A 21,894-nucleotide genomic window follows, 5' to 3' on the forward strand; every position below is an offset into this window, starting at 1 on the left:
GATGCCTGCCACACGGGCCGCTCCCCCAGAAGGATGATCACCATGCGCTCCTCATTTCTCCGACTCCTGACACCCATCCCTGATCCCGTTCTGCGGCGGATCATGTACCGCCGCAGGTTCGGCCGGTGGGGGAACTTCAAGACGCCGGCTCGGTTCACCGAGTTCCTGACCCGGCGGATGCTTCAGGACCGCAGTCCGGAGATCGCCTGGACCTGCGACAAGCGTGCGATGAAGGACTACGCCGCCGAGCGAACACCATGGATCAACGTTCCAGAGACGCTGTGGCGCGGCACCGATCTGAACCAGCTGGATCTCTCGACGCTGCCCGATCACTGGGTGCTCAAGCCGAACCATGGCAGCAGAACCGTGCATTTCGGGGACCGCGGGACGACCGTGGAGGAGCTGCAGGAAGTGACGCGAGGATGGCTGCGCCCGTATGACCGGATCGCTGTCGGGGAGTGGGCGTACCGCACCGCGCGGCGTGAGCTGATCATCGAACCGCGCATCGGGAACGGTGCGCCGCTGATCGACTACAAGTTCTACGTCTTTCACGGGCAGCTGAAGATACTGCACACCGACAGCGGCCGCTTCAACGGCAGCTTCGAGGAGATGTTCTACAACCGCGACTGGGAGGCTCTGGACATGGAGAATGGTGCGCCGCGGGGAGCAGCTGTCCCGCGACCGAAGAACTTCGAGGACATGGTGCGAGCCGTCGAGACCCTCGGTGCCGGTTACGACTTCATGCGCGTGGACCTCTACAACCTTGATGGCGAAGTGTGGTTCGGGGAGCTCACTCCCTACCCCTCCGGCGGGATGGATCCATTCACCCCGGACACGGTAGATCTGCAGCTGGGCGCCTGGTGGGCTGGATTCGACACGGTCAATGAGTACCCGGCAGAGCTGCCGCGCGTCATCGACGCGTCCGATGCAGCCTCGTCGGATGGCACGGTCGATCTGGACAATACCGTCGCCTTCCACAGGCCCACCGATGCTTCCGACCGGGCTGTTCCCGGCCGCCTTCCGGTCCGGGCAGTGACAGAGGGGGCTGTTCCATGACCAGCCAGCCCTCTTCTGCGGTGAACATCGCCAGCGCGGAGCCGAGACTCGATTGGATGGGCTCACCGGCGGGCCCCGCCTCGGCGCGCCGCTGGCAGCGAGGCTACGCCAGGCGGCTGGTGGTCACGGATCTCACGGTCATCGCCGGTGTCCTGACCGTGGTCCACCTGTTGGCGCTGCCCGAAGCGCCGGTGGTCACCACCGCTGTGCTCGGTGTGCTCTGGATCGCCGCGCTCAGCGTGAGCCGGTCCCGGGATTGGCGGCATATCGGGGCTGATGTCACGGAATACCGGAGAGTGCTGGTCGCCACGCTCACGAGCTTCGGTCTGTTGTTCACCGCGCTGGTCGCTCTCGACCTGGCCGTCACCCGCGAACACCTCATCTGGTCGCTGCCGATCGGGACGATCGCCGTGCTGATGGCTCGTTGGCTGTGGCGCCGGATGCTCCACGCCCAGTGGCGTCGAGGAAAGTGGACCCATCGTGCCGTGGTGGTCGGAAATCCCCGAAAGGTCCGTCATGTCGTCTCGGCAGTGCGGGGATCCAAGACGGTCACCGGCACTACCGTCACGGCGATCCACGAGGTCCAGGGCGATCACACCGGTGCTGACGTCGAGACCAGGGAGCGCGTCGTCGCGCAGATCGTGGACGTCGTCACCCGCAGCGCCGCTGATCTGGTGCTGCTGACGGAGACGGACCTGTTCTCCGCCCAGGGGGTACGGGAGCTGGGGTGGGCGCTGGACGCGCTGGATGTGAACCTCGTCGTGGTGCCCTCCATCACAGAGACTGCCGGCTCGCGGATCACTTCCAACATGGTCGCGGGAGTCCCCCTGCTGCACGTGGCCTACCCACGACTGACCGGGACGGCGCGGCTGACCAAGCGCACCTTCGACGTCGTCTTCTCCGCGCTGGCGCTGCTGATGCTTGCCCCGCTGCTGATCACCATCGCGCTCTGGGTCCGGCTGGACAGCCCAGGACCGGTGCTCTTCCGGCAGGAGCGCGTCGGGATCAATCACTCACGGTTCTCGATGCTCAAGTTCCGCTCCATGGTGGTCGACGCCGAAGAACATCTCTCGCTGCTGGAGGAGCGTTCGGAAGGCAACGGGGTGCTCTTCAAGATGCGCAGGGATCCTCGGGTCACCCGGATCGGTGCAGTGCTGCGCCGGCTGAGCCTGGATGAGCTGCCGCAGTTCTACAACGTGCTGCGCGGGGAGATGTCAGTGGTGGGGCCGCGCCCGCCGCTGCCCCGTGAGGTGGAGGCCTACGACGACCACACGCACCGGCGGCTGCTGGTCAAGCCCGGGATCACCGGGCTGTGGCAGGTGGCCGGTCGCTCGGACCTCTCCTGGGAGGAGAGCGTGAGGCTGGACCTCTACTACGTTGAGAACTGGACGCTGCTGGGAGACATTCAGATCGTGCTGCGCACCGCGCGGGCGGTCTTCGGCGGGGCCGGGGCCTACTGACTCAGAGTGCGCCGGCGATCTCGCGGTAGCGGGCGATCGCCGGGGCGGGCGCGTCGTCGGCGATGAGCCGGCCCGCTTCGAAGACCAGCACCCGTTCGGCTCGCGCCGCGAGCTCGAGGTCATGGGTGGCCACGATCATCGGCGCGTCGAGACCCATCAGCAGCTCGGTGAACTCCACGGTGCTGCGCAGATCCAGCAGGGTGGTGGGCTCATCGGCCAGGACCAGCTCCGGCTCGGCAGCCAGGACTCCGGCGAGGGCGACCTTCTGCCGCTCTCCGGAGGAGAGGTCATAGATGCTCGAATCCTCACGGTCCCCGAGCCCCATGGTGTCCAAGATCTCACGACTGCGCTCACGCCGCCCTGCGGCCGATCTGATGCTGCGGCGCAGCGAGAACGCGATGTCCTCACCGACCACCGGCATGATCAGTTGAGCCTGCGGGTTGGCGAAGATGAACCCGGAGCGCACGCCAGCAGGCCTGAGCTGGAGGGATCCCTGCGAGGGCGCCACCAGACCGGCGATCAGACGCAGCAGCGTGGACTTGCCCGAGCCGTTGGCGCCGATCACGGCGATCCGGTGCTGGTGCAGAGTCAGGGTCAGTGGATGCAGGATCCGGCGTCTCCCGCCCTCGGCCGTATCGACGTCGAATGCGACGGCATCGAGCGTCGTCGTTACACTAGAGAGGTTGTCCACCAAACCCACCCATCTGAAATTGTCAGGCCGACGCACTCTGTTCGGCCCGAAGGGAAGCTGCACCGTTGATCAGCGTATCCAATCTCGAACTCCGCGCCGGCGCGCGCCTGCTGATGGACGAGGTCAACTTCCGGATCGACTCCGGTGACAAGGTCGGGCTCGTCGGTCGCAATGGCGCGGGCAAGACGACGATGACCAAGGTGCTGGCCGGGCTGACCCAGCCCGCCGCCGGCCATGTGGAGCGCCGCGGCAGCATCGGCTACCTGCCGCAGGACCCCAAGATCGACGATATGGAGCAGCTCTCCCGCGACCGGATCCTCTCCGCCCGCGAGCTCGACGTGATCACCACGAAGCTGCGCCAGGCCGAGCAGGACATGATGAGCACCGACGACGCCGTGCGGGACAAGGCCATGACCCAGTACGGGAAGGTCCAGACCCGGTTCGACGCCGCCGGCGGCTACTCCGCCGAGGCCGAGGCCGCCATGATCTGCAACAACCTGGACCTGCCTGAACGGATCCTCACCCAGCCGCTGAAGACCCTCTCCGGCGGTCAGCGCCGCCGCGTGGAGCTCGCCCGGATCCTCTTCTCCGACGCCGACACGCTGCTGCTGGATGAGCCCACCAACCACCTCGACGCCGACTCCATCGTCTGGCTGCGCGATCACCTGCAGAACTACGCAGGGGGAGTCCTGATGATCTCCCACGACGTGGACCTCATCGAGTCCACCGTGAACAAGGTCTTCTACCTCGACGGCAACCGCACCACGCTCGATGTCTACAACATGGGCTGGAAGAAGTACCTGGTCCAGCGCGAGCAGGACGCCGCTCGGCGTAAGCGGGAATACGCCAACGCGGAGAAGAAGGCCAGCACGCTGCGCTTCCAGGCCGAGAAGATGCGCGCCAAGGCCACCAAGGCCGTCGCCGCCCAGTCCATGCTCAAGCGCGCCGACCGGATGATGGCCGGACTTGAAGGGGAGCGGGCCGCCGAGCGGGTGGCGAACATCCGCTTCCCCGCCCCGTCCTCCTGCGGCAAGACCCCGCTCATGGCCGAGGGACTCTCGAAGTCCTATGGCTCGCTGGAGATCTTCACCGGGCTCGACCTCGCGATCGACCGCGGGTCCCGCGTGGTGATCCTGGGCTACAACGGCGCGGGCAAGACCACGCTGCTGCGCCTGCTTGCCGGGGCCGCCGAGGCAGACTCCGGACGGGTCATCTCCGGCCACGGACTCAAGCTCGGCTACTTCGCCCAGGAGCACGACACCCTGGACACCGAGAGCTCGGTGCTGGAGAACATGAAGACCGCCGCCCCGTTCCTCAACGACACCGATCAGCGGAAGATCCTCGGGTCCTTCCTGTTCTCCGGCGACGACGTCAGCAAGCCCGCCTCGGTGCTCTCCGGCGGCGAGAAGACCCGCCTGGCGCTGGCCTCGCTGGTGGCCTCCAGCGCGAACGTGCTGCTGCTGGACGAGCCGACGAACAACCTGGACCCGGCCAGCCGCGAGGAGATCCTCGCCGCGCTGCGCACCTACGAGGGCGCCGTCGTCCTGGTCAGCCACGACCCGGGTGCTGTCGAGGCGCTGAGCCCCGACCGAGTTCTGCTGCTGCCCGATGGCGAGGAAGACCTCTACACCAAGGAATACGAAGACCTCATCACGCTCGCCTGAGCTTCGGCTTGCGTGGTCCGACCTGCCGCCTCGGACCAGGCACAGAACTCACCCGCTGGCAGCTCGACGAGGAATCCGAGCAGCGGCGGCAGGCGGAGTCCGACGAGGATGGGCACCCGCCCGCGGAGAACATCCCCTCAGCGGTGCAGCCGCTGGTCCACCCAGGCGTCTTCGAGGTCCTCATCCGAGAGCCGGCCGGTCTTGATCCGCTGCCGGCGCTTGGCCTCACGGATCCGGTCCTGCGCCGGGGCTGAGGAGGCCGCGTGCACCGGAGCGCCAGGCCCCTCAGCGTGGTGCGGCTCTCCGGAGATCAGCGCCTCGGCCTGCTCGTAGTCACGGTTGCGGGCGTGGATCCGGGCGGCGTAGCCCCATCCGATGAAGCCGAGCAGCCCGAAGGTGATCCACTGCATCGAGTAGGACAGGTGCGGGCCCTCATCCTGGGAGGGTCGGATCAGCTGCCGCGGGGCGACCTCGGGTGCCGGTGATTCCTCCGCCATGAGTCCATAACCGCCGGTCAGCAGGTCATACCCCAGCTGGTCCTGGTACTCATCCAGGTCGATGGAGGCCAGCTGGCCCTCCGGAGCGTCCCGGTTGATCTCCGGCTCCGCGGGACGGATGCGAGCCACCAGGTCCACTTCGCCCTCCGGCGGATCGGGATTCAGCGCCGGCCGGGAGCCGTCGGTGCTGTCGGTGGGCAGCCAGCCGCGGTCGATGGCGACCACATCCTCGGTGCCCGCCACCGCGAAGGGGACCACCGATTCGTAGCCCACGGAGCCGCTGTGGCCGCGGTTGCGGACCAGCCTGGAATCCTGCGTGAGATACTCGCCGGTGAGCTCCACCACCGTCCATTCGTCCTGCTCATCGGCGGAATCGAAGAGCTCGCGGCCCTCGGTGTAGGGGATCGGGTCCTGGTCGTAGTTCTCCACGATCCGGTTGATCTCTTCCAGCGCGACCTCGCGCCGGTCGATCTGCCACTGGCCGAGGAACACGCAGGCCACGGCGAAGAGCACACAGATGCCCAGCCAGCCCAGCCAGGTGGGGGTCAGCAGAAAGCGGTAGCGCCTCACAGCTGCCTCCGATGCGGATCATCGTCTGGGGTGCTGGGAGCGCGGGTGGGGGCGGTGTCGCTGAAGGACTCGGGGGCGGTGCCGGCGTCGAGCGGTTGGGTGCTGCGCCAGAAGAGCCGCTGGGCGAGATAGTTCTCCAGCCAGGGACGGTGCTCGTCACACGCCAGCCAGATCTTGCGCCGCTCGGGCGCATGGACCTTCGGGTTGTTCCAGAGCACCTGCCAGGTCGCGTCGAACCGGCAGTCCTTGCGCGAGCATTGAGGACTCTGCGGTCCGGGCTGTGCGCCGTCGCCGCCCAGGGTGTTCAAGAGGTCCATCAGCGGTGCAAGTCCTGATCATCGAGGGGCTGGGTCGATCGGTCCTGGTGCGCGGGCTCCTCCGGATCCGGAGACCTGGTGTGATCCTCGGAACCCTCGCCCTGTTCCTCCTGGTCGTCGGGCTCCACCAGCTCGCCGGCGATCACCTCGGACTCGGAGAAACCGTTGGAGGCGCCGTTGTGAAGCGCGGGCTCGTCCTCCTCCCACCACTGCCGGTCAGCCTCGGGCTCACCGTCTTCATGGGTGGTGGCCAGCATCGCGGGGGAGTTCAGGTCCTCGGACTGCCGACGGCCCATATACCGGTCGGCGCCGACATTGGCCGTGGTGACCGCGACATAGGGCAGCACCACTGCGGCAGCCAGCAAGACCCAGGTCATCCAGTTCTGCAGGATCACCGCAAGGATGAAACACACCATGCGGATGCCCATAGACACCGCATAGCGCACCATCCTTGAGTGCTGCTCGTCACTGTGCTTCTGGGGAGCATCAGTGATCGAGTGGACCTGGTCGCTCACCGGTCTATTCTAGTGGCCCAACCTGGTGTCCGACGGCGATGTGACGCGACGGTCACATACGGGCTGGCATAGGGTTGGGCCGAGAAGAGATTCAGAGCCGATGGCGCCGCTCAGCGCGTGCGTCGCATCGTGCCCATACCCGTAACAAGGAGACTCATGACCGCACGCAGCGTACTGATCACCGGCGGCAACCGTGGCATCGGCCGCGCCATCGCCGAGGCGTTCATCGCCAACGGGGACAAGGTTGCCGTCACCACCCGCAACGGAGACGCCCCCGAGGGAGCGCTCGGCGTGGCCGCGGACGTCACCGACGCCGCGTCCGTCGATGCAGCCTTCACCGAGGTCGAACAGGCTCACGGTCCGGTGGAGGTCCTGGTGGCCAATGCCGGCATCACCCGCGACACACTGCTGATGCGGATGAGCGAGGAGGACTTCACCGACGTGCTCGACACCAACCTCACCGGTGCCTTCCGGGTGCTCAAGCGCGCCTCCAAGGGCATGATCAGGATGAAGAAGGGCCGGGTCGTGCTGATCTCCTCGGTGGTCGGGCTCTACGGCTCTCCGGGCCAGATCAACTATGCCTCGTCCAAAGCTGGGCTGATCGGCATGGCCCGCTCGCTGACCCGAGAGCTCGGCAGCCGCGGCATCACCGCAAACGTCGTCTCCCCGGGCTTCGTGCGATCCGACATGACCGACGAGCTGGACGACGCGACGCAGGCGAAGTACCTGCAGAACATCCCCGCAGGACGCTTCGCCGAGCCCACCGAGGTGGCCTCGGCGGTCCGCTGGCTCGCCTCCGCGGAGGCCGGCTACATCTCCGGCGCCGTCATCCCGGTCGACGGCGGCCTGGGCATGGGCCACTGAGCCCTCCCCGCCGGCCCGCACTCCCCAGCACCCGCACCCCCAGCACGCGCACTCCCGTACGCATCAGGCACAAGCAGAACTGAGGACACCGTCATGACAGAGCAGGATCTCGCCGGAACCGGCGCCATCATCACCGGATCGTCGCGCGGCATCGGCGCCGCCACCGCAGCCCTGATCGGGGCCCGCGGCGCCGGCGTCGTCGTGAACTACCGGCAGAAGGCGCCCCGGGCCAAGAAGGTGGTGGCCGGCATCGAGGCCTCCGGTGGACGCGCCGTGGCCGTGGGTGCGGACCTCACCGAGGCCGCCGGCGCCCAGGCGCTGGTCGACGCCGCCGTGGAGCACTTCGGTGCGCTGAACCTGCTGGTGCTCAACGCCTCCGGAGGGATGGAGTCCGGCCGCGGCGAGGACTACGCGCTGAAGCTCAACCGGGACGCCCAGGTCCAGATGGCGCGCACCGCCCTCGAGGTGATGCCCGCAGGGTCACAGATCGTGTTCGTGACCAGCCACCAGGCGCACTTCATCAAGCAGACGGCCACCATGGACGCCTACGAGCCGGTGGCACGCTCCAAGCGGGCCGGCGAGGACGCGCTGCTCGAACTCGTCCCAGAGCTCGACGCCAAGGGCATCACGCTGACCATCGTCTCCGGGGACATGATCGAGGGAACCATCACCGCGACGCTGCTCGAGCGCGCGGAGCCGGGCGCCCTCGAGACCCGCCGCGAGGCCGCCGGGAAGCTCTACAGCGTCGAGGAGTTCGCCGCCGAGATCGCAGCGCTCATCGGGCGCAAGGATCTTCCGCAGGGGCACACCGAGCTCGTCGGGGGCGCCGAGGACTTCCTGGCCGCCAACGGCTGAGCCGCTCCGCGCTCGGGCTGAGCCGCTCCGCGCGCAGAGGGGTCAGGGGCCCAGCAGCAGGGCGGCGGTGGGGACCAGGATCAAGGCCGCCACGATCGCCACGATCCCGGCCAGGGCTGGCCCGCCCAGCGGCTCGGGCGGGATCAGCAGCCTGCTCAGCCGGGCAGTGGTGATCAGGGCCGACTGCTCCTGGACCTCGGCCCCACCGGTGAACGCCTCCGTCGCGGACCCGTCCCGCCGAACATCGCGGTGCTCCAGCCCGGCGGAGCTCAGCGCCAGGGCGCGCACCAGATCCTCGCGCGCGTGGGCGCGCAGGGCGCCGTCGTCGGCCAGCATCTCGGTGAGCTCGGTGACCGCGGCGCGACCGTGCCGGGTGGTGGGCAGCCAGGGCAGCGCCCGGTACCAGGCCTCGAAGGCCATGGTCAGGAAATGGTGTCGCTGCTGGAGGTGCGTCTTCTCATGCGCGACGACGGCGGCGAGCTCCCCCTCGGAGAGCTGATCCAGCAGTCCCCGGGAGAGCACAGTGACCGAACCAGAGTTCGTGCGACCGGGCAGACAATAGGCCAGCGGCGCCTCATGCTCGAGCACGTGGGCGTGAAGCAGGTCGGGGGAGAGGTTCAGATGCCGCCCCAGGGTCGCGGCCTGATCGCCCTGGACCGGCGTCGAGAGCAGACGCACCACATCGCGGTGGCGTCGGCGCTGGCCCAGCACTCGCACGTAGGTGAGCAGCAGCGTCGCCAGCAGGTGACAGCCCAGAAGCACGCCCAGACACAGTGCGAAGATGTGGCCGGGATGGACCGGAAGCTCGGCCAGCGCGGCGAAGTCGGCCGCCGCTGAGAGTCGAAGCACGTGCACCGCGGCGCCCGGCACCGTGTCTCCGAAGGGGCCGAGCCCGTACACGATCGGGGCGCCGACCATGGAGAGTCCCCCGGCCAGCGCGATCGCCTGCCAGAGCAGCATCGCCGCCCAGGGGGAGCGTGCGCGGAACTTCGCCCGGCTCAGCACCCGCGGCACAGGGATGGCCAGGGCAAGGGCCAGTGCGGCGAGGCAGACGGCGAGGATGGTCACCGGATCAGTTTAGTCTCCGAGGAGCTCGGTCTCCGCACGGTGGGTCTGGTCACGCCCGCGCGAGCGTCCGTGACTGGGCGGCTATTTCTGCAGCAGCCGGCGCAGGGCCGCGGCCTCGGAGTCCGGAATGCCCCCGATGAACCGGGCGAGCACCGCTTCACGGTCTCCGGCGGTGCCGAGCACCTCGTTGAGCATCTCTACGGTGTGCTCCTCGCGGGAGGCGACAGCGGTGTAGCGGTGCGGGCGGGTGGAGCGTTCGCGTCGAACCATGTCTTTGCGCTCCAGCCGGGACAGCACGGTCAGCACGGTGGTCACGGCGAGATCCTCACCGAGGCGGTCACGCACCTCGTTGGCGCTGAGCGATTCGGCGCCGTCCCAGAGCAGGCTCATGACCGAGCGCTCGAGTCCTCCGAGAGTGGCCATCTTGGGGTGCTCCTTCTTGCGGCGAGACATCAACAGTGCTGGTGGGGTGGCCGCTGAGAGCGGCTGCGCAGCCAGATAATGTCAAAGGATACCCCTGCTGGCCCGTGATTTCTACACGATGTAGTAATCACGTGTCATGTTGCCGCGACCGCTGCGGCTGCCAGCGCCTCCGGACTCGGAGCGACGGCGTCGACGCCACGTTCCAGCGGTATTCCGGAACCGTCTCGGCGCACCATCTCCGAGGGCAGGATCCGCGCGACGCCGTTCTTCGCAGCGCCGAGCGCGGGTCCTATGCCGGCCCAGCCCAGCTTCAGGTGGTCCTCCCCGCGCATGAAGCGATGAGCCCGGACCCCGGCGGTGCCGCGACCCTTGGCCGGGAACTCCGAGAAGTCGGTGAGCTTGATGCTGCCCGCTTCGAAGCCTTCCAGCGGGGTGTCGCCGGCGGCGAGGGTCACCACCAGGGCCGCGGAGCTTGCCTCGTGGCCCTGTGCGGGGTCCTGCGTCTGGTCCCTGCCTGACGCGGCGGGCACCACGGAGAAGGCGATGACGGTGTCCTCGGGGCTGAGCTTGATCCCCAGCATCCCGGCCGCGGTGCGTCCCTGGGCGCGGACCAGCGCGGCCTCGAAGCGCAGCAGCTGCGCGCCGGCGGTGATGAAGCAGAGCTGGTCGGCGTCGTCGGCCGCCACAGCGGCTCCGACGACCCGGTCCTGGGCACGTCCCTCGCCCTTGAGCGAGATGACCTCCCAGTCGTCGCGGTTCAGCGGGTAGTCCGGATTCACCCGTTTGACCCGACCCTGCGCGGTGCCCAGGGCGATGACAGCATCGAGCGGGACGAAGGCGAGCAGCTCCTCGTTCTTCTCCAGGTGCAGGAACTCCTTGGCCTTCACCCCCTGGTTGAGGTTGACGCCGCCGGAGGACATCTCCACGGCGGGCATGTCCACCACCGGCACGCGGATCATCCGACCGGCGGTGGTGACCGCCCCGATCTCGCCGCGGGCGGTGGTCGGCACCGCCGAGGTCAGCGCATCGTGGCGGGCGCGCCGGGTGGGGTGCACCAGCGTGGACCGGTTGGTGGTGCGGGCCAGCTGGCCGGAGCTCGAGAGCACCGCCCAACAGTCGGCGTCGGGGATCTGCAGACTGGATCCGCCGCCGGCGGGGGCAGCAGGGTCCGGCTGCGCGGAGAGGGCCGGGGCGACCTCGGCGTCGAGCAGCTCGGTGCGCCGGTCATCGCCGTATTTGGCGGCCACCTCGTCGAGCTCATCGGCGACCAGGCCGCGCAGCCGCTCCTCAGAGCCGAGGATCGCTTCGAGCTCGGCGATCTCTGCCTCGAGGCGCTCCTTCTCCTGCTCCAGCTCCAGCGCGGAGTACCGGGTCAGCTGGCGCAGGCGCAGCTCCAGGATGTGATCGGCCTGCGCCTGGCTCAGATCGAAGATGCTCATCAGCCGGGTCCGGGCCGCCGCGGTGTCCTCTGCGGCGCGGATGATCTGGATAACCTCGTCGATGTCGAGGATCGCGACGAGAAGCCCCTCGACCAGGTGCAGCCTGGCCTGGCGCTTGCGCAGCCGATAGGCGCTGCGCCGGCGGACCACGTTCAGCCGGTGGTCCACGTAGACCTGCAGCATCTCCAGCAGCCCCAGCGTGCGCGGCTGGCCGTTGACCAGCGCGACGTTGTTGATCCCGAAGGAGTCCTCCAGCGGGGTGTGCCGGTAGAGCTGGGCGAGCACTGCCTGCGGGTTGAAGCCCGCCTTGAGCTCGATGATCATCCGCAGCCCGTGCTTGCGGTCGGTCAGGTCCAAGACGTCGGAGATGCCGGTGAGCTTCTTCGCCTGCACCGCGTCCTTGATCTTCTCGATGACCTTCTCCGGCCCGACCATGTAGGGCAGCTGGGTCACCACGATGCCGGTCTTGCGGGCCGAGACCTGCTCGATCGAGACCTTGGCCCGGGTCTTGAACGAGCCGCGGCCGGTGCGGTAGGCGTCGCGGATCCCGTCGAGTCCCACGATCCGACCGCCGGAGGGGAGGTCGGGGCCGGGGATGTGGCGGATGAGGTCCTCGAGGGTGGACTCCGGGTGCAGGATCAGATGCTTGGCGCCGTTGATGACCTCGCGCATGTTGTGCGGGGGCATGTTCGTGGCCATGCCCACCGCGATCCCGGAGGCCCCGTTGACCAACAGGTTGGGGAAGGCGCTGGGCAGCACGCCGGGCTGGGTGAGCTGGTTGTCGTAGTTGGGCTCGAAGTCCACGACGTCCTCGTCGAGGTCGGCCGTCATCGACAGTGCCGCGGCGGTCATCCGCGCCTCGGTGTAGCGCGGGGCGGCGGGCCCGTCGTCGAGCGAGCCGAAGTTGCCATGCCCGTCCACCAGCGGCAGCCGCAGGGCGAAGGACTGAGCCATCCGGACCAGTGCGTCATAGATCGCGGCGTCGCCGTGCGGGTGCAGCTTGCCCATCACCTCGCCGACCACTCGGGCCGACTTCACATGGCCCTTCTCCGGGCGCAGGCCCATGTCCGCCATCATGTACAGGATCCGGCGCTGCACCGGCTTGAGACCGTCGCGGGCGTCGGGCAGGGCGCGCGAGTAGATCACCGAATACGCGTACTCCAGGAAGGAGGTCTCCATCTCCGCAGAGACGTCGATGTCGATGATGTTCTCCTCCGGGGTGACCGGGGGACTGTCGGCGCTCTTGGAACGGCGGGCCATAGCGAGTGTGCTGGTCCTGTATCTCTCGGAGGGCAGGTGCAGGTGTCAGCCGCGGGGGTCTCACAATAGCTGGAGGTGCGGTGATCTGGTGCAGCTCGGAGGGTGGGTATCTATCTCGGGGCGGGGTTGGTTAGTCTGATCCTATGGGTGAGACACCCCGAACCGGCGGATATCCGGCGCACTGGGAAGCAGATGTCGTGCTGCGCGATGGGGCTGCGGCCCAACTGCGCCCGATCAACCCGGAGGACGCGGAGCGGCTGCAGCGCCTGCATTCCTCCCAGTCCGAGTCCTCGATCTACCTGCGCTACTTCACCTTCAAGTCGGCGCTGACCGAGAAGGAGCTCGCCCGGTTCACCCGGGTGGACCACGTCGACCGGGTCGCGATGGTGATCCTGCTCGACGAGGAGATCATCGGCGTGGGCGGTTATGACCGCATCGAAGGCACCCGGGAGGCAGAGGTCTCGTTCAACATCTCTGACCAGCACCAGGGCCGCGGACTTGGATCGATTCTTCTTGAGCACCTGGCAGCGGCTGGTCGCGAGCGAGGACTTGAGCGGTTCTCCGCCGAGGTGCTGCCGGAGAACCGCAAGATGCTGGGGGTCTTCTCCGAGGCCGGCTATGAGACCCAGCGCAGCTTCGAGGACGGTGTGGTCATGGTGGAGTTCCCCATCGACCCCACCGAGCGCTCCCGGGCGGTGATGGAGGCCCGCGAGCATCGCGCCGAGTCACGCAGCATCGCCGAGCTGCTCGCCCCGGAACAGGTCGCGGTCATCGGAGCGTCCCGCGAGTATGGCTCGGTGGGCTATCACCTGGTGCAGAACCTCATCGAAGGCCATTTCACCGGGGGCGTTCATTCGGTGAACCCGGAGGCCTTCGAGGTCGGCGGGGTGGAGGCCTATGCCTCCCTGGCGCACATCAAGCAGGAGGTGGACCTCGCCGTCGTCGCAGTTCCGGCCGAGCACCTGACCGAGGTGGTGGCCGACTGCGGACGCAACGGGGTCAAGGGGATCCTGATCATCACCGCCCCCGACCTTGGCCGCGACGCCGAGGAGGAGGACCATCAGCGGCTGGATCAGCGCGAGCTGGTCCGCCTGGCCCGGCGCTGGGGGATGCGCGTGATCGGTCCGGCCTCGGTCGGGCTGCTGAACACCGACCCGGACGTCTCGCTGAACGCCTCGCTCTCGCCGACCATGCCGCTGCGCGGGGGCGTGGGCCTGTTCAGCCAGTCCGCCTCGATCGGGGTCTCGCTCTTCGCCCAGGCCAACCGGCGCGAGCTGGGACTGTCCTCGGTGATCTCCGCGGGCAACCGCGCGGATCTCTCCGGCAATGACGCGATGCAGTACTTCGAGGACGACGACTCCACCCGCGCCGTCGGGGTCTATCTGGAGAGCTTCGGCAATCCGCGCAAGTTCTCCCGCATCGCGCGCAGGCTCTCGCGCACCAAGCCGGTCGTCGTGGCGAAGTCCGACGTCATGGGGCGCAGCCTGCCCCCGGGCCACGAGGTCCGCACCACCAGGGCGCCGATGGGCGCGGTGGACTCGATGCTGGAGCATTCAGGGGTGATCCAAGTGGGCAACCATGATTCGCTCATGGATGTGCTCCAGGTGCTCGCCACCCAGCCGCTGCCCGGCGGCGGGCGCGTCGGGATCCTCTCGAACTCACCCTCGATGAGCCGGATCCTGGCCGACACCGCCGGCACCCTGGACCTGACCGCGACCCACGTCGTCGGGGACCTGGACCTTGATCTTCCCCGCGCCGAGGCCGACGCCGCGCTGGCCGGAGCGCTGCAGAAGCTGTTCACCGCCGAGGACGTGGACGCGGTGGCGCTGTGCCTGGAGCCGGCGGTCACCGGGGAGCACTATGACCACAGCCGACTGATCTCGCAGACAGCGCGCCAGCACACCAAACCGATGGTGGCCTCCTGGATCGGGGTGCTGGACACCAGCGTGCCGCTGAACCACATCGGCAACGCGGCGCCGGTGATCGAGAAGGGGTCGCTGCAGCAGGGCTTCCCGGTGTTCTCCTCCCCGGAACGCTCGCTGACCGCGCTGGCGAAGATCGTGCGCTATCAGCGTTGGCGCTCCGAGGGGATCGGGGAGCCCTATGTTCCGGTCGGGCTGGAGGGCACCACGGTGTCCCGGCGCGGCGACGAGCTGCTCGACGGCTGGCTCGACGGGGTCGAGGGCGCGACGCTGCGTCAGCTCGAGCCGGAGCGCTGCGCCGAGCTGCTGGAGGCCTACGGGCTGTCCATGCTGCGCTCGGTGGTGTTCTCCACTGAGGAGGAGGCCCTGGCCGCGGCGGAGACGCTGGGCTATCCGGTGGCGGTGAAGTCCACCAACACCTACCTGCGCCACCGCCTGGACCTCGGCGGGGTCCAGCTGAACATCGAGGACCCCGAGGCGCTGCGCCGCACGATCGCTGAGATGCGCCGGGTCCTGGCCGACTACGGGGCCGGGGGCCTGGAGCTGCAGTCCATGGCGCCGGCCGGACAGGGCTGCGTGATCCGCGCGATCGAGGACCCGCTGATGGGCCCGGTGGTCTCCTTCGGACTCTCCGGCGACGCGGTGGAGCTGCTCGACGACTGGGCGCATGCGGTGCCGCCGCTGACCGACCAGGACGTGCGCGGGCTGGTCCGCCGCCCGCGCGCGGCGAAGCGGCTCTTCGGCTATAAGGGCGTCCCGGCGGTGGACATCGTCGCACTGGAGGACACGCTGCAGCGGGTCGCCACGCTCAAGGACAACCACCCCCAGGTGGCATCGCTGGAGCTGACCCCGGTGCTGGCCTCGCCGGAGGGCGTGCAGGTGCTGCACGCCGCGATCGAGATCGCGAACCCGGAGCAGCGCACCGACTCAGCCCGCCGCGCGATCAGCCGCTACTGACCCACCCCTCCTGGGTGGTTGAGTTATCCGGTCCTGACGTTTCGGCCGGAAGATTCAACCACGGGGGAGAGGTGCCGGGCATCACCACCGTGGTAGGTAGGGATTCGGGCCGGACCCGGGGCACCCCGGCCTGGCCGAGCTTCGCCGCGAGCACCTCCGGGTGGGAGAGGTCGGTCCAGTCCCAGCGCACCATGCCGCGTCCGGTGCGGCGGATCGCGTCCTCACGGAGCTTCTCGGCGTAGTGCACCTCCTTGGCGGGGCGGCCCCGCAGCAGCGCCTCGTCGAAGTACTTCCCGCGCCCGTCGAACTCGCCGACGATCCGTTGCACCTCGGGTGACGTCCGGGAGGAGCCCTGCACGGTCCATTCGAAGTCCACGCGCTGATCCCCGACATCCGTGGCGATCCACACCTGCAGCGTCGGGGCGGCGAAGCCCAGCTGGTGGATCAGCGCTCGGGAGACCGATTCGCCGGGGGACTCGGCATGGGCATCGGCGAAGCCCAGCGCAGCCTTCCAGCGCCCGGTGAGCCGGTGCGAGAGGAACGCCTCGCCCCAGGTCACGGGATCAGGAGCGGGGTCAGGCGGCGCCGCGAGGTTCCCCCGAGCCTGATGAGCCAGGAACGCGTCCAGGACCGCCACCGCGTCGGGGAAGGGCATGCGTGAGACGGCGTCGGGCAGGACCAGTTCCAGCGGCTCCACCAGGTACCCCGGCTCGGGCCCGGCCACCGCGGGCAGAGCCGACGCGGGGAGCCGCACCTGCGCTTGTGGGCCTGTGCCGCGCCGCTGGGCCTCCCGGGCGGCGCCGCGGGTCATCCCGCGCGGCAGCACCGTCTCGAAGCGGCGGGTCGGGACGTTCAGCAGAGCCGCCGTCGTCGTGTGGTCATCGTGGAGTCTGGTCCGGTAGGCGGCGAGCCAGTTCTCGGCAATCGTGGTCCCGGTCATCGGTTCGCGGCGGCCGATACCGACCAGGCTGGCGTCGTTCGTGCGCAGGGTGACGTGCGGAGGCGTCGTCGTCAGCAGGAGCCCGTGGAGCAGCAGGGCCGATTCGCGGCAGAACAGCGAGTTCGGCCGGCGGTGCGCCATGGCGGCGACCGCGATCTGCGCGCGGATCCACGGCGGGGACGTGATCCACGCGGCCGCGTCGACATAGACCCCGCGGCGCACCCGCAGCAGCGCCGCCGAGGCGACCAGCGCCGAGAGTCGGGTGGCGCTGTGCAGGTCATCGGTCTGCCAGGCCGAGCGGATCAGCCGGATCGGACCGGGAGCGGCGGGAGTCTCGAAAGTCATGGCTACACCGTGCCGGAGCAGTCACCCGCCCACCACGTCCGATGCGCAACTGTGGAGAGCGCCACCTATCCTGGGGACGCCCATCACGGGCACGCCTATCCACGGCAGTTGAGTTCTCCGGTAGATACGTATCGACCGGAGAACTCAACCACCCAGGAGGGGGAGGGTCAGAGGACCTTGCCGGTGGTCTGGATGTGCTCGCGCAGCAGCGCCAGGCCCTGGTCCAGGCTGACCTTGGGGGTCCAGTCGAGGGCGTGCTGGGTGGTGCGCTGGTCGAACCAGTGGGCGGTGGAGAGCTGCTCGGCGAGGAACTTCGTCATCGGCGGCTCGTCAGCGCGCGGGCCGGCGAGCTTCTCGCTGAGCGCCCAGAGGCGTTCCACGACGGCGCCCAGCCCTTTGGCGAGCCCGGGCGCCAGGCGCAGCCGCGGAGCGGGGGCCCCGCCGGCGGCGGCGATGCCGGTGATCAGCTCGCCGATCGGGCGCGGCTCACCGTTGGTGAGCACCAGCCGCTGCCCGGCGATCTGCGGCAGCCGGCGCAGCCCGGCGACGAAGGCGTCCACGGCGTTGTCGATGTAGAGGGTGTCCACCAGGGCGGCTCCGGAGCCGAGGATCGGCATCCGCCCGGAGCGGGCCCGGTCGATGATCCGGCTGGTCAGCTGTCCGTCGCCGGGGCCCCAGACCAGATGCGGGCGCAGGATCAGCACGTTGATGTCCGCGGCGCCGCGAGCCTGCGCGATCAGCTCGGCCTCGGCCTTGGTCTTGGCATAGCTGCCCACGGCGTGCTGCGGATCCGCCGGCCCGGCGCCGGCGCCGATGAGCGAAGCCCCGGCGTGGGCCACCGAGGGGGAGGACACATGCAGGAAATCGGTCACCCCGGCGGCCACCGCGGCGTCGAGCAGCCGCTGGGTGCCGCGCACGTTGACCTCCACGAAGTCCTCATGCCGACCAGAGACCGAGACCTTCGCGGCCATGTGGATCACCGCGTCCTGGCCCTGAACGGCGCGCGCGACGGCGGCCGGATCACTGAGCGAGCCGCGCACCTCGTGCACGCCGTCCAGACCGGAGGCGCCGCGCTGGAGCACCGTGACCTGATAGCCCTGGTCCACCAGCCGCTGCGCCACGCTGAAGCCCAGCAGCCCGGAGGCGCCGGTGACCAGCACCCGGGCGCCGGGTTCGATGAGTCGGCTCATGGGGCCCCGACCTTCTCGCCGGCGAGGACCTTCTCGGCCCAGCCGGCCAGTCGGGTGCGATCGATCTTGGAGTTGTGTCGAACATCGGTGGGTAGCTCGTCGAGCACCAGCACGGCGGCGACCGGAACCTCGCCGGCGGCCTCGCGGACCCGGGCGGCGAAGCTGATCTCGGCCACCGGGGACCGGCCGGTGCGCAGGCTGCGGTCCGGCGCCGGTTCCACGATCACGACGACGGCCTGGGTGCCTCGCGGTCCCACCGGCACCGTGGCGCTGCGGGCCACCTCTTCGAGCGCGTCCACCGGGGTCTCCACGGTGCCCGGACCAAGCGGCCCGGCGGGCGTGGTCAGCACGTGCTGCAGCCGGCCCTCGATCCAGAGCCGGTTCTCGGCGTCGAAGTGTCCGATGTCATTGGTGCGGTGCCAGATCAGCCCGTCCAAGGTGTCCCGGCGGGAGGCCCGCTCGGTCTGCCAGAGCCTGTCGTAGCCGGCCTTCAGATGCGCCGCGGAGACCACGATCTCGCCGAGCACGCCGACGGCCTCGGCGGGGTCCAGCAGCTCCTCGGCGGGGCGTCCCAGGCCGTCCAGCGGGGCCAGCGCGAAGCGCACGCCCGCGACCGGTGTGCCCACGCAGACCCCGGACTGGCCGGTGGCGGCCGCCTCGAGCACCTGGCGGCGTTCGATGTCGGCCTGGAGCAGGCCCTCGGTCATCCCGTAGGGGGTGTGGATCTCGGCCGCGGGGAAGATCTCCTGGACGGCGTTCAGCAGGTCCGGGTGCACCGGGGCTCCGGCGGAGAGCACCAGCGTGATCTCGGAGAGCCCCCGGCGCTGCAGCGCGGTGAGCTGGCCCGCGGTGGCGACCACATTGCGCAGCGCTGCGGGGGAGCCGAAGAACATGGTCGCGCTCCCGGCAAGGGCCGCATCCGCGACGGCCTGGGCGGTGAGCGTGGCGGGTCGGGTCACCGACATGTCCGGGGTCACCGAGGTGGCGCCGATGGCGGGGCCCAGCAGGGCGAACGGTGCGAAGCCGGCGATCAGCGAGGCTCCAGGGCGGATGTCGAACTGCTCCACCAGCAGCGCGACCAGCGCGCCGAGCCGGCCGTGGGTATACATGACGCCCTTTGCCGGTCCGGTGGAGCCGGAGGTGAACAGGATCGCCACCGGGTCATCTGCGGCGGGGGCCGCCAGCTGATCGGGGGTGGCGCCCTCGTGGCGGCTCAGCAGCGACTCCACCGAGGCCACGGTGCCCAGCAGGCGGGCCCGGCGGGGGGAGAGCGCCTGGGCGCTGATCAGCTTTCCGGGCCAGCCGAGGCTTCGCGCCAGGGTGAGTCCGGGCAGCGCCCCGATGACCCAGTCTGGCCGGGCGGCGCGGACGGCGCGGGTCATCCCGCGCACCCCCAGGCCGGCGTCGGCGACCACGGCCACGGCGCCGAGGCGCATGCAGGCGTAGAGGATCACGGTCAGCGAGGCGCCCGGCTGGACCAGCAGCGAGACCCGGTCCCCGCGGCGCACCCCGGTATACGACAGGCCCACGGCCAGTGCGTCCACCTGGGCGGAGAGCTCCGCCCAGCTCAGTGCGCGGTCACCGGTGGCGGCATCCTCGGCGCTGCTCCAGGCCTCGGGCTCGGCGGTCATGTCGACGACGGCGGGGCTGGTCCGCCGTTCGGAGCCGGCCAGTTCGGCCAGCTGCTCGTGGAGTCCGAGCACCCGGCCCGCAGGAGCCGGGGATTCCAGCGCGGCGCGGGCTGTGCCGGCGCCGAAGTGGTCATCGAGCCAGGTGAAGATCGGGGTGCTGATGTCCCGGTCCTCGGCGAGCATGTGGCCGGCGCCTTCGAAGCGGTGCAGGTCGGCGTGGGGCACTCTGGACTGCAGGTCTGCCAGATACCGGTCCTGGAAGACCGGGTCCTTGGGTCCCCAGAGCAGCAGCGTGGGCTTGTCCCAGTCGCGCAGCCCGGAGGAGATCGCGGTCAGCGCCGCGCGGGAGACATGCGAGGTCTCCGCAGGGATGTCGGCGACGAAGCCGCCGATGCCTCCGCGTCCGCGCCGAGAGGTGTACGGGGCCCGGTAGGCCTCGCGGACCTCCTCGGGGAGCGGGTCCTCGGTGAGTCCGAGGGTCACCTTCAGGAAGCCCTCACTGGCGATCGTGGCGGCGGGAAGCGCCGCCGGGGCCATCGCGGCGCGCAGCGCGGCAGGGACCTGATCTGTTTCCGGATGGTGCACCGCGGTGTTGAGCGTGATCGCGGCGTCCACCTGCCCGGCCTGGCGCACGGCCCAGCCCAGCGAGATGATCCCGCCCCAGTCGTGCCCCAGGGTGACCAGCCGGGAGCTGGTGTCCACGTCCAGGGCGTCCATGAGGGCGTCCAGATCACCCAGGCGCGCCGGGAGCCGGCGGTAGCTGGGAGCGTCGGCGGCGGGCGGCACCGGGTGCGAGAGCCTGTCGGAGAAGCCCATGTCCAGCTGGTCCGGGGCGATCACCCGCCAGGCGGCGCCGCTGCGGGCGCGCTCCAGAGACCCGGAGAGCACGTGCCGCCACAGGTAGGACCAGGTGGGGTTTCCGTGCACGGCGAGGATCGTGCCGGTCGGGGTGATCCCGCGGGCGGCGAGCTCCGGGCCGGTGTCCAGCACGTGGAAGGTCCGGGCGCCGTCGTCGGTCTTGGCGGTGACCAGCCGGGACCAGGCGGGATCCAGCCCGGGGAAGACCGTGCCGGGGGCGTGGTCGAGGGGCAGCCGCGCGGGGGCGGCGGGGATCGGCGCGAAGCGGCCGGTCAGGTCACTGATGCTCACCATTGGATCTCCAACATCGCGGTGTTTATTCCGGAGCCGACGCCCATGCACAGCACCCGGTCTCCGGGCTGCAGCCGGTCGGATTCCCTCGCCAGGGTGATCGGCAGCGAGGCCGGCCCGACATTGCCCAGCTCTGGATAGGTGACCGGGACGCGCTTCTTGTCCAGCTTCGCGGCCTTCACGATCGAGGAGGTGTGCAGCTGGGACACCTGGTGGGTGATGTAGGAGTCCATCGAGTCCCAGTCGAAGTGCTCGCGGGCATCGTTGAAGGCGTCCATCACCAGCTCCAGGCCGCCTTCGAGCAGACCGCGGGCGTCGGTGAACATGCCGTTGTGGTCGCCCACACAGAGCCCGTGGTGCTGGGACGCGGCCCGGGTGACGCCGCCGATGATCCGGTGACCCTCCGGGTGCTGATCCGCGGGCCCGATCACTGCGGCGGCGGCCCCGCAGCCCAGGGTGAGCGAGGCGAACTCCGCCATGAAGTCATCCCTGGAGGCCATCTTCTCGAGCGAGTTGATCCGCTTGATCGTGGCGTCCTGGACCTTCCTGGTGTCCTCACCGTTGACGATCAGCACGTATCTGGCCTGACCGGCGTCGATCATGGAGCTTGCGAGCGTGATGGCGTTGACGAAGCCCAGGCAGGCATTGGTGATGTCGAAGTTCATCGCCGAGGTGGGCAGCCCGAGGTCATGGTGGATCCCCACCGCCACCGAAGGTTCCAGGTGTTCGCGGGAGACCGAGGTGTTGATCAACATCGAGACCTCCTCCGGCGCGATGCCGGCGGCGGCGAGCGCCCTGCGCCCGGCCTCCGCGGTTCCGGCACGGACGTCACCTGGTCCAGACCAGTGTCGCCGCGCCTTCACCCCCGCGACTCGTTGGAGCAGCCCGGTGGGCAGCCTGAGACGTTTGAGCGCATCCGCCAGACGCCGGTCAAGGTCCTTTGACGTAAGGACCTCCGGGGCCTGCACCTCCGTCACGGAGAGGAGGGCGGCGTTGCGGTGGTGAAAAGTCGCGTTTCCTGGCACCGGACCAGTATCCCGTATGTGGGGCGCACCGGCGAATCCCAGTACCGGATAGCATG

Annotated in this window: 17 protein-coding genes; 6 read left to right on the forward strand and 11 right to left on the reverse strand. The window is 69.4% G+C overall.

From position 1 onward, the window contains the following. The first annotated feature begins 42 nt into the window (after window positions 1-42). On the forward strand, window positions 43-1,056 hold the full coding sequence (locus tag LTH93_RS11370) for an ATP-grasp fold amidoligase family protein (protein WP_241471013.1): 1,014 nt from the start codon (window positions 43-45) through the stop codon (window positions 1,054-1,056). Further along, window positions 1,053-2,516 carry a sugar transferase gene (locus tag LTH93_RS11375; protein ID WP_241471014.1) on the forward strand — a complete coding sequence of 488 codons (1,464 nt, stop codon included), beginning with the start codon at window positions 1,053-1,055 and terminating at the stop codon, window positions 2,514-2,516. Before LTH93_RS11370 ends, LTH93_RS11375 begins: the two co-directional genes overlap by 4 nt. A 1-nt stretch (window position 2,517) precedes the next feature. Here LTH93_RS11375 and LTH93_RS11380 read toward each other — a convergent pair whose 3' ends face one another. Then, window positions 2,518-3,207: an energy-coupling factor ABC transporter ATP-binding protein gene (locus tag LTH93_RS11380; RefSeq protein ID WP_241464890.1), complete on the reverse strand. Its 690-nt coding sequence runs from the start codon at window positions 3,205-3,207 to the stop codon at window positions 2,518-2,520. A 65-nt stretch (window positions 3,208-3,272) separates the two neighbouring features. Here LTH93_RS11380 and LTH93_RS11385 point away from each other — a divergent pair, with 65 nt between their 5' ends. After that, window positions 3,273-4,871, forward strand: coding sequence for an ABC-F family ATP-binding cassette domain-containing protein (locus LTH93_RS11385; protein WP_241464889.1), 1,599 nt, complete (start codon window positions 3,273-3,275; stop codon window positions 4,869-4,871). 137 nt (window positions 4,872-5,008) lie between these two features. On the opposite strand, the gene LTH93_RS11390 is transcribed toward LTH93_RS11385, so the two are convergent. From LTH93_RS11390 to LTH93_RS11400, 3 genes are read right to left on the reverse strand one after another with little or no spacing between them, the layout of a single operon-like run. Then, the gene (locus LTH93_RS11390; protein ID WP_241471015.1) at window positions 5,009-5,938 is read right to left on the reverse strand and encodes an SURF1 family cytochrome oxidase biogenesis protein; all 930 of its coding nucleotides are present in this window, start codon (window positions 5,936-5,938) and stop codon (window positions 5,009-5,011) included. After that, window positions 5,935-6,255: an acetone carboxylase gene (locus LTH93_RS11395; RefSeq protein WP_370642755.1), complete on the reverse strand. Its 321-nt coding sequence runs from the start codon at window positions 6,253-6,255 to the stop codon at window positions 5,935-5,937. The genes LTH93_RS11390 and LTH93_RS11395 overlap by 4 nt, the downstream gene beginning before the upstream one ends. Continuing rightward, on the reverse strand, window positions 6,255-6,770 hold the full coding sequence (locus tag LTH93_RS11400) for a DUF3099 domain-containing protein (RefSeq protein WP_241471016.1): 516 nt from the start codon (window positions 6,768-6,770) through the stop codon (window positions 6,255-6,257). The genes LTH93_RS11395 and LTH93_RS11400 overlap by 1 nt, the downstream gene beginning before the upstream one ends. Before the next feature lie 156 nt (window positions 6,771-6,926). Between LTH93_RS11400 and LTH93_RS11405 the strand changes: the two genes are divergently transcribed. Beyond that, on the forward strand, window positions 6,927-7,634 hold the full coding sequence (locus LTH93_RS11405; RefSeq protein WP_241464885.1) for a beta-ketoacyl-ACP reductase: 708 nt from the start codon (window positions 6,927-6,929) through the stop codon (window positions 7,632-7,634). A 93-nt stretch (window positions 7,635-7,727) separates the two neighbouring features. Further along, window positions 7,728-8,489 (forward strand): SDR family oxidoreductase, encoded by a 762-nt coding sequence (locus LTH93_RS11410; protein ID WP_241471017.1) that lies wholly within the window; start codon window positions 7,728-7,730, stop codon window positions 8,487-8,489. A 42-nt stretch (window positions 8,490-8,531) separates the two neighbouring features. On the opposite strand, the gene LTH93_RS11415 is transcribed toward LTH93_RS11410, so the two are convergent. The 3 genes from LTH93_RS11415 to LTH93_RS11425 all read right to left on the reverse strand — a co-directional run bounded on the left by LTH93_RS11415 (window position 8,532) and on the right by LTH93_RS11425 (window position 12,679). Then, on the reverse strand, window positions 8,532-9,557 hold the full coding sequence (locus tag LTH93_RS11415; protein WP_241464883.1) for a M56 family metallopeptidase: 1,026 nt from the start codon (window positions 9,555-9,557) through the stop codon (window positions 8,532-8,534). An 81-nt stretch (window positions 9,558-9,638) separates the two neighbouring features. Continuing rightward, window positions 9,639-9,980: a BlaI/MecI/CopY family transcriptional regulator gene (locus tag LTH93_RS11420; RefSeq protein WP_241464882.1), complete on the reverse strand. Its 342-nt coding sequence runs from the start codon at window positions 9,978-9,980 to the stop codon at window positions 9,639-9,641. A 134-nt stretch (window positions 9,981-10,114) separates the two neighbouring features. Further along, entirely contained in the window at window positions 10,115-12,679 is a 2,565-nt protein-coding gene (locus tag LTH93_RS11425) for a DNA gyrase/topoisomerase IV subunit A (RefSeq protein WP_241471018.1), read from the reverse strand. A gap of 143 nt (window positions 12,680-12,822) precedes the next feature. Here LTH93_RS11425 and LTH93_RS11430 point away from each other — a divergent pair, with 143 nt between their 5' ends. Then, on the forward strand, window positions 12,823-15,558 hold the full coding sequence (locus LTH93_RS11430; protein WP_241471019.1) for a bifunctional GNAT family N-acetyltransferase/acetate--CoA ligase family protein: 2,736 nt from the start codon (window positions 12,823-12,825) through the stop codon (window positions 15,556-15,558). Here LTH93_RS11430 and LTH93_RS11435 read toward each other — a convergent pair. The 4 genes from LTH93_RS11435 to LTH93_RS11450 form a co-directional block, all read right to left on the reverse strand. Further along, window positions 15,545-16,843, reverse strand: coding sequence for a hypothetical protein (locus LTH93_RS11435; RefSeq protein WP_241471020.1), 1,299 nt, complete (start codon window positions 16,841-16,843; stop codon window positions 15,545-15,547). The genes LTH93_RS11430 and LTH93_RS11435 overlap by 14 nt on opposite strands. Window positions 16,844-17,010: 167 nt before the next feature. Next, complete coding sequence (locus LTH93_RS11440) at window positions 17,011-18,033, reverse strand: NAD-dependent epimerase/dehydratase family protein (RefSeq protein ID WP_241471021.1); 1,023 nt, start codon at window positions 18,031-18,033, stop codon at window positions 17,011-17,013. Beyond that, on the reverse strand, window positions 18,030-20,816 hold the full coding sequence (locus tag LTH93_RS11445; RefSeq protein ID WP_241471022.1) for an alpha/beta fold hydrolase: 2,787 nt from the start codon (window positions 20,814-20,816) through the stop codon (window positions 18,030-18,032). Before LTH93_RS11445 ends, LTH93_RS11440 begins: the two co-directional genes overlap by 4 nt. Further along, a complete protein-coding gene (locus LTH93_RS11450) occupies window positions 20,810-21,838 on the reverse strand; it encodes a 3-oxoacyl-ACP synthase III (RefSeq protein WP_241471023.1) in 1,029 nt (342 codons plus the stop codon). The genes LTH93_RS11445 and LTH93_RS11450 overlap by 7 nt, the downstream gene beginning before the upstream one ends. Window positions 21,839-21,894 lie beyond the last annotated feature (56 nt).

Origin of the sequence: Nesterenkonia sp. DZ6 (assembly GCF_022565835.1) — a bacterium.
Classification (GTDB): Bacteria; Actinomycetota; Actinomycetes; order Actinomycetales; family Micrococcaceae; genus Nesterenkonia.

What these genes read in the sequence shown, in the direction of transcription:
- LTH93_RS11395 (WP_370642755.1), bottom strand. Translation starts at nt 6,255, where the DNA reads ATGGACCTCTTGAACACCCTGGGCGGCGACGGCGCACAGCCCGGACCG.
- LTH93_RS11445 (WP_241471022.1), bottom strand. Translation starts at nt 20,816, where the DNA reads ATGGTGAGCATCAGTGACCTGACCGGCCGCTTCGCGCCGATCCCCGCC.
- LTH93_RS11430 (WP_241471019.1), top strand. Translation starts at nt 12,823, where the DNA reads ATGGGTGAGACACCCCGAACCGGCGGATATCCGGCGCACTGGGAAGCA.
- LTH93_RS11425 (WP_241471018.1), bottom strand. Translation starts at nt 12,679, where the DNA reads ATGGCCCGCCGTTCCAAGAGCGCCGACAGTCCCCCGGTCACCCCGGAG.
- LTH93_RS11420 (WP_241464882.1), bottom strand. Translation starts at nt 9,980, where the DNA reads ATGGCCACTCTCGGAGGACTCGAGCGCTCGGTCATGAGCCTGCTCTGG.
- LTH93_RS11435 (WP_241471020.1), bottom strand. Translation starts at nt 16,843, where the DNA reads ATGACTTTCGAGACTCCCGCCGCTCCCGGTCCGATCCGGCTGATCCGC.
- LTH93_RS11410 (WP_241471017.1), top strand. Translation starts at nt 7,728, where the DNA reads ATGACAGAGCAGGATCTCGCCGGAACCGGCGCCATCATCACCGGATCG.
- LTH93_RS11440 (WP_241471021.1), bottom strand. Translation starts at nt 18,033, where the DNA reads ATGAGCCGACTCATCGAACCCGGCGCCCGGGTGCTGGTCACCGGCGCC.
- LTH93_RS11375 (WP_241471014.1), top strand. Translation starts at nt 1,053, where the DNA reads ATGACCAGCCAGCCCTCTTCTGCGGTGAACATCGCCAGCGCGGAGCCG.
- LTH93_RS11370 (WP_241471013.1), top strand. Translation starts at nt 43, where the DNA reads ATGCGCTCCTCATTTCTCCGACTCCTGACACCCATCCCTGATCCCGTT.
- LTH93_RS11405 (WP_241464885.1), top strand. Translation starts at nt 6,927, where the DNA reads ATGACCGCACGCAGCGTACTGATCACCGGCGGCAACCGTGGCATCGGC.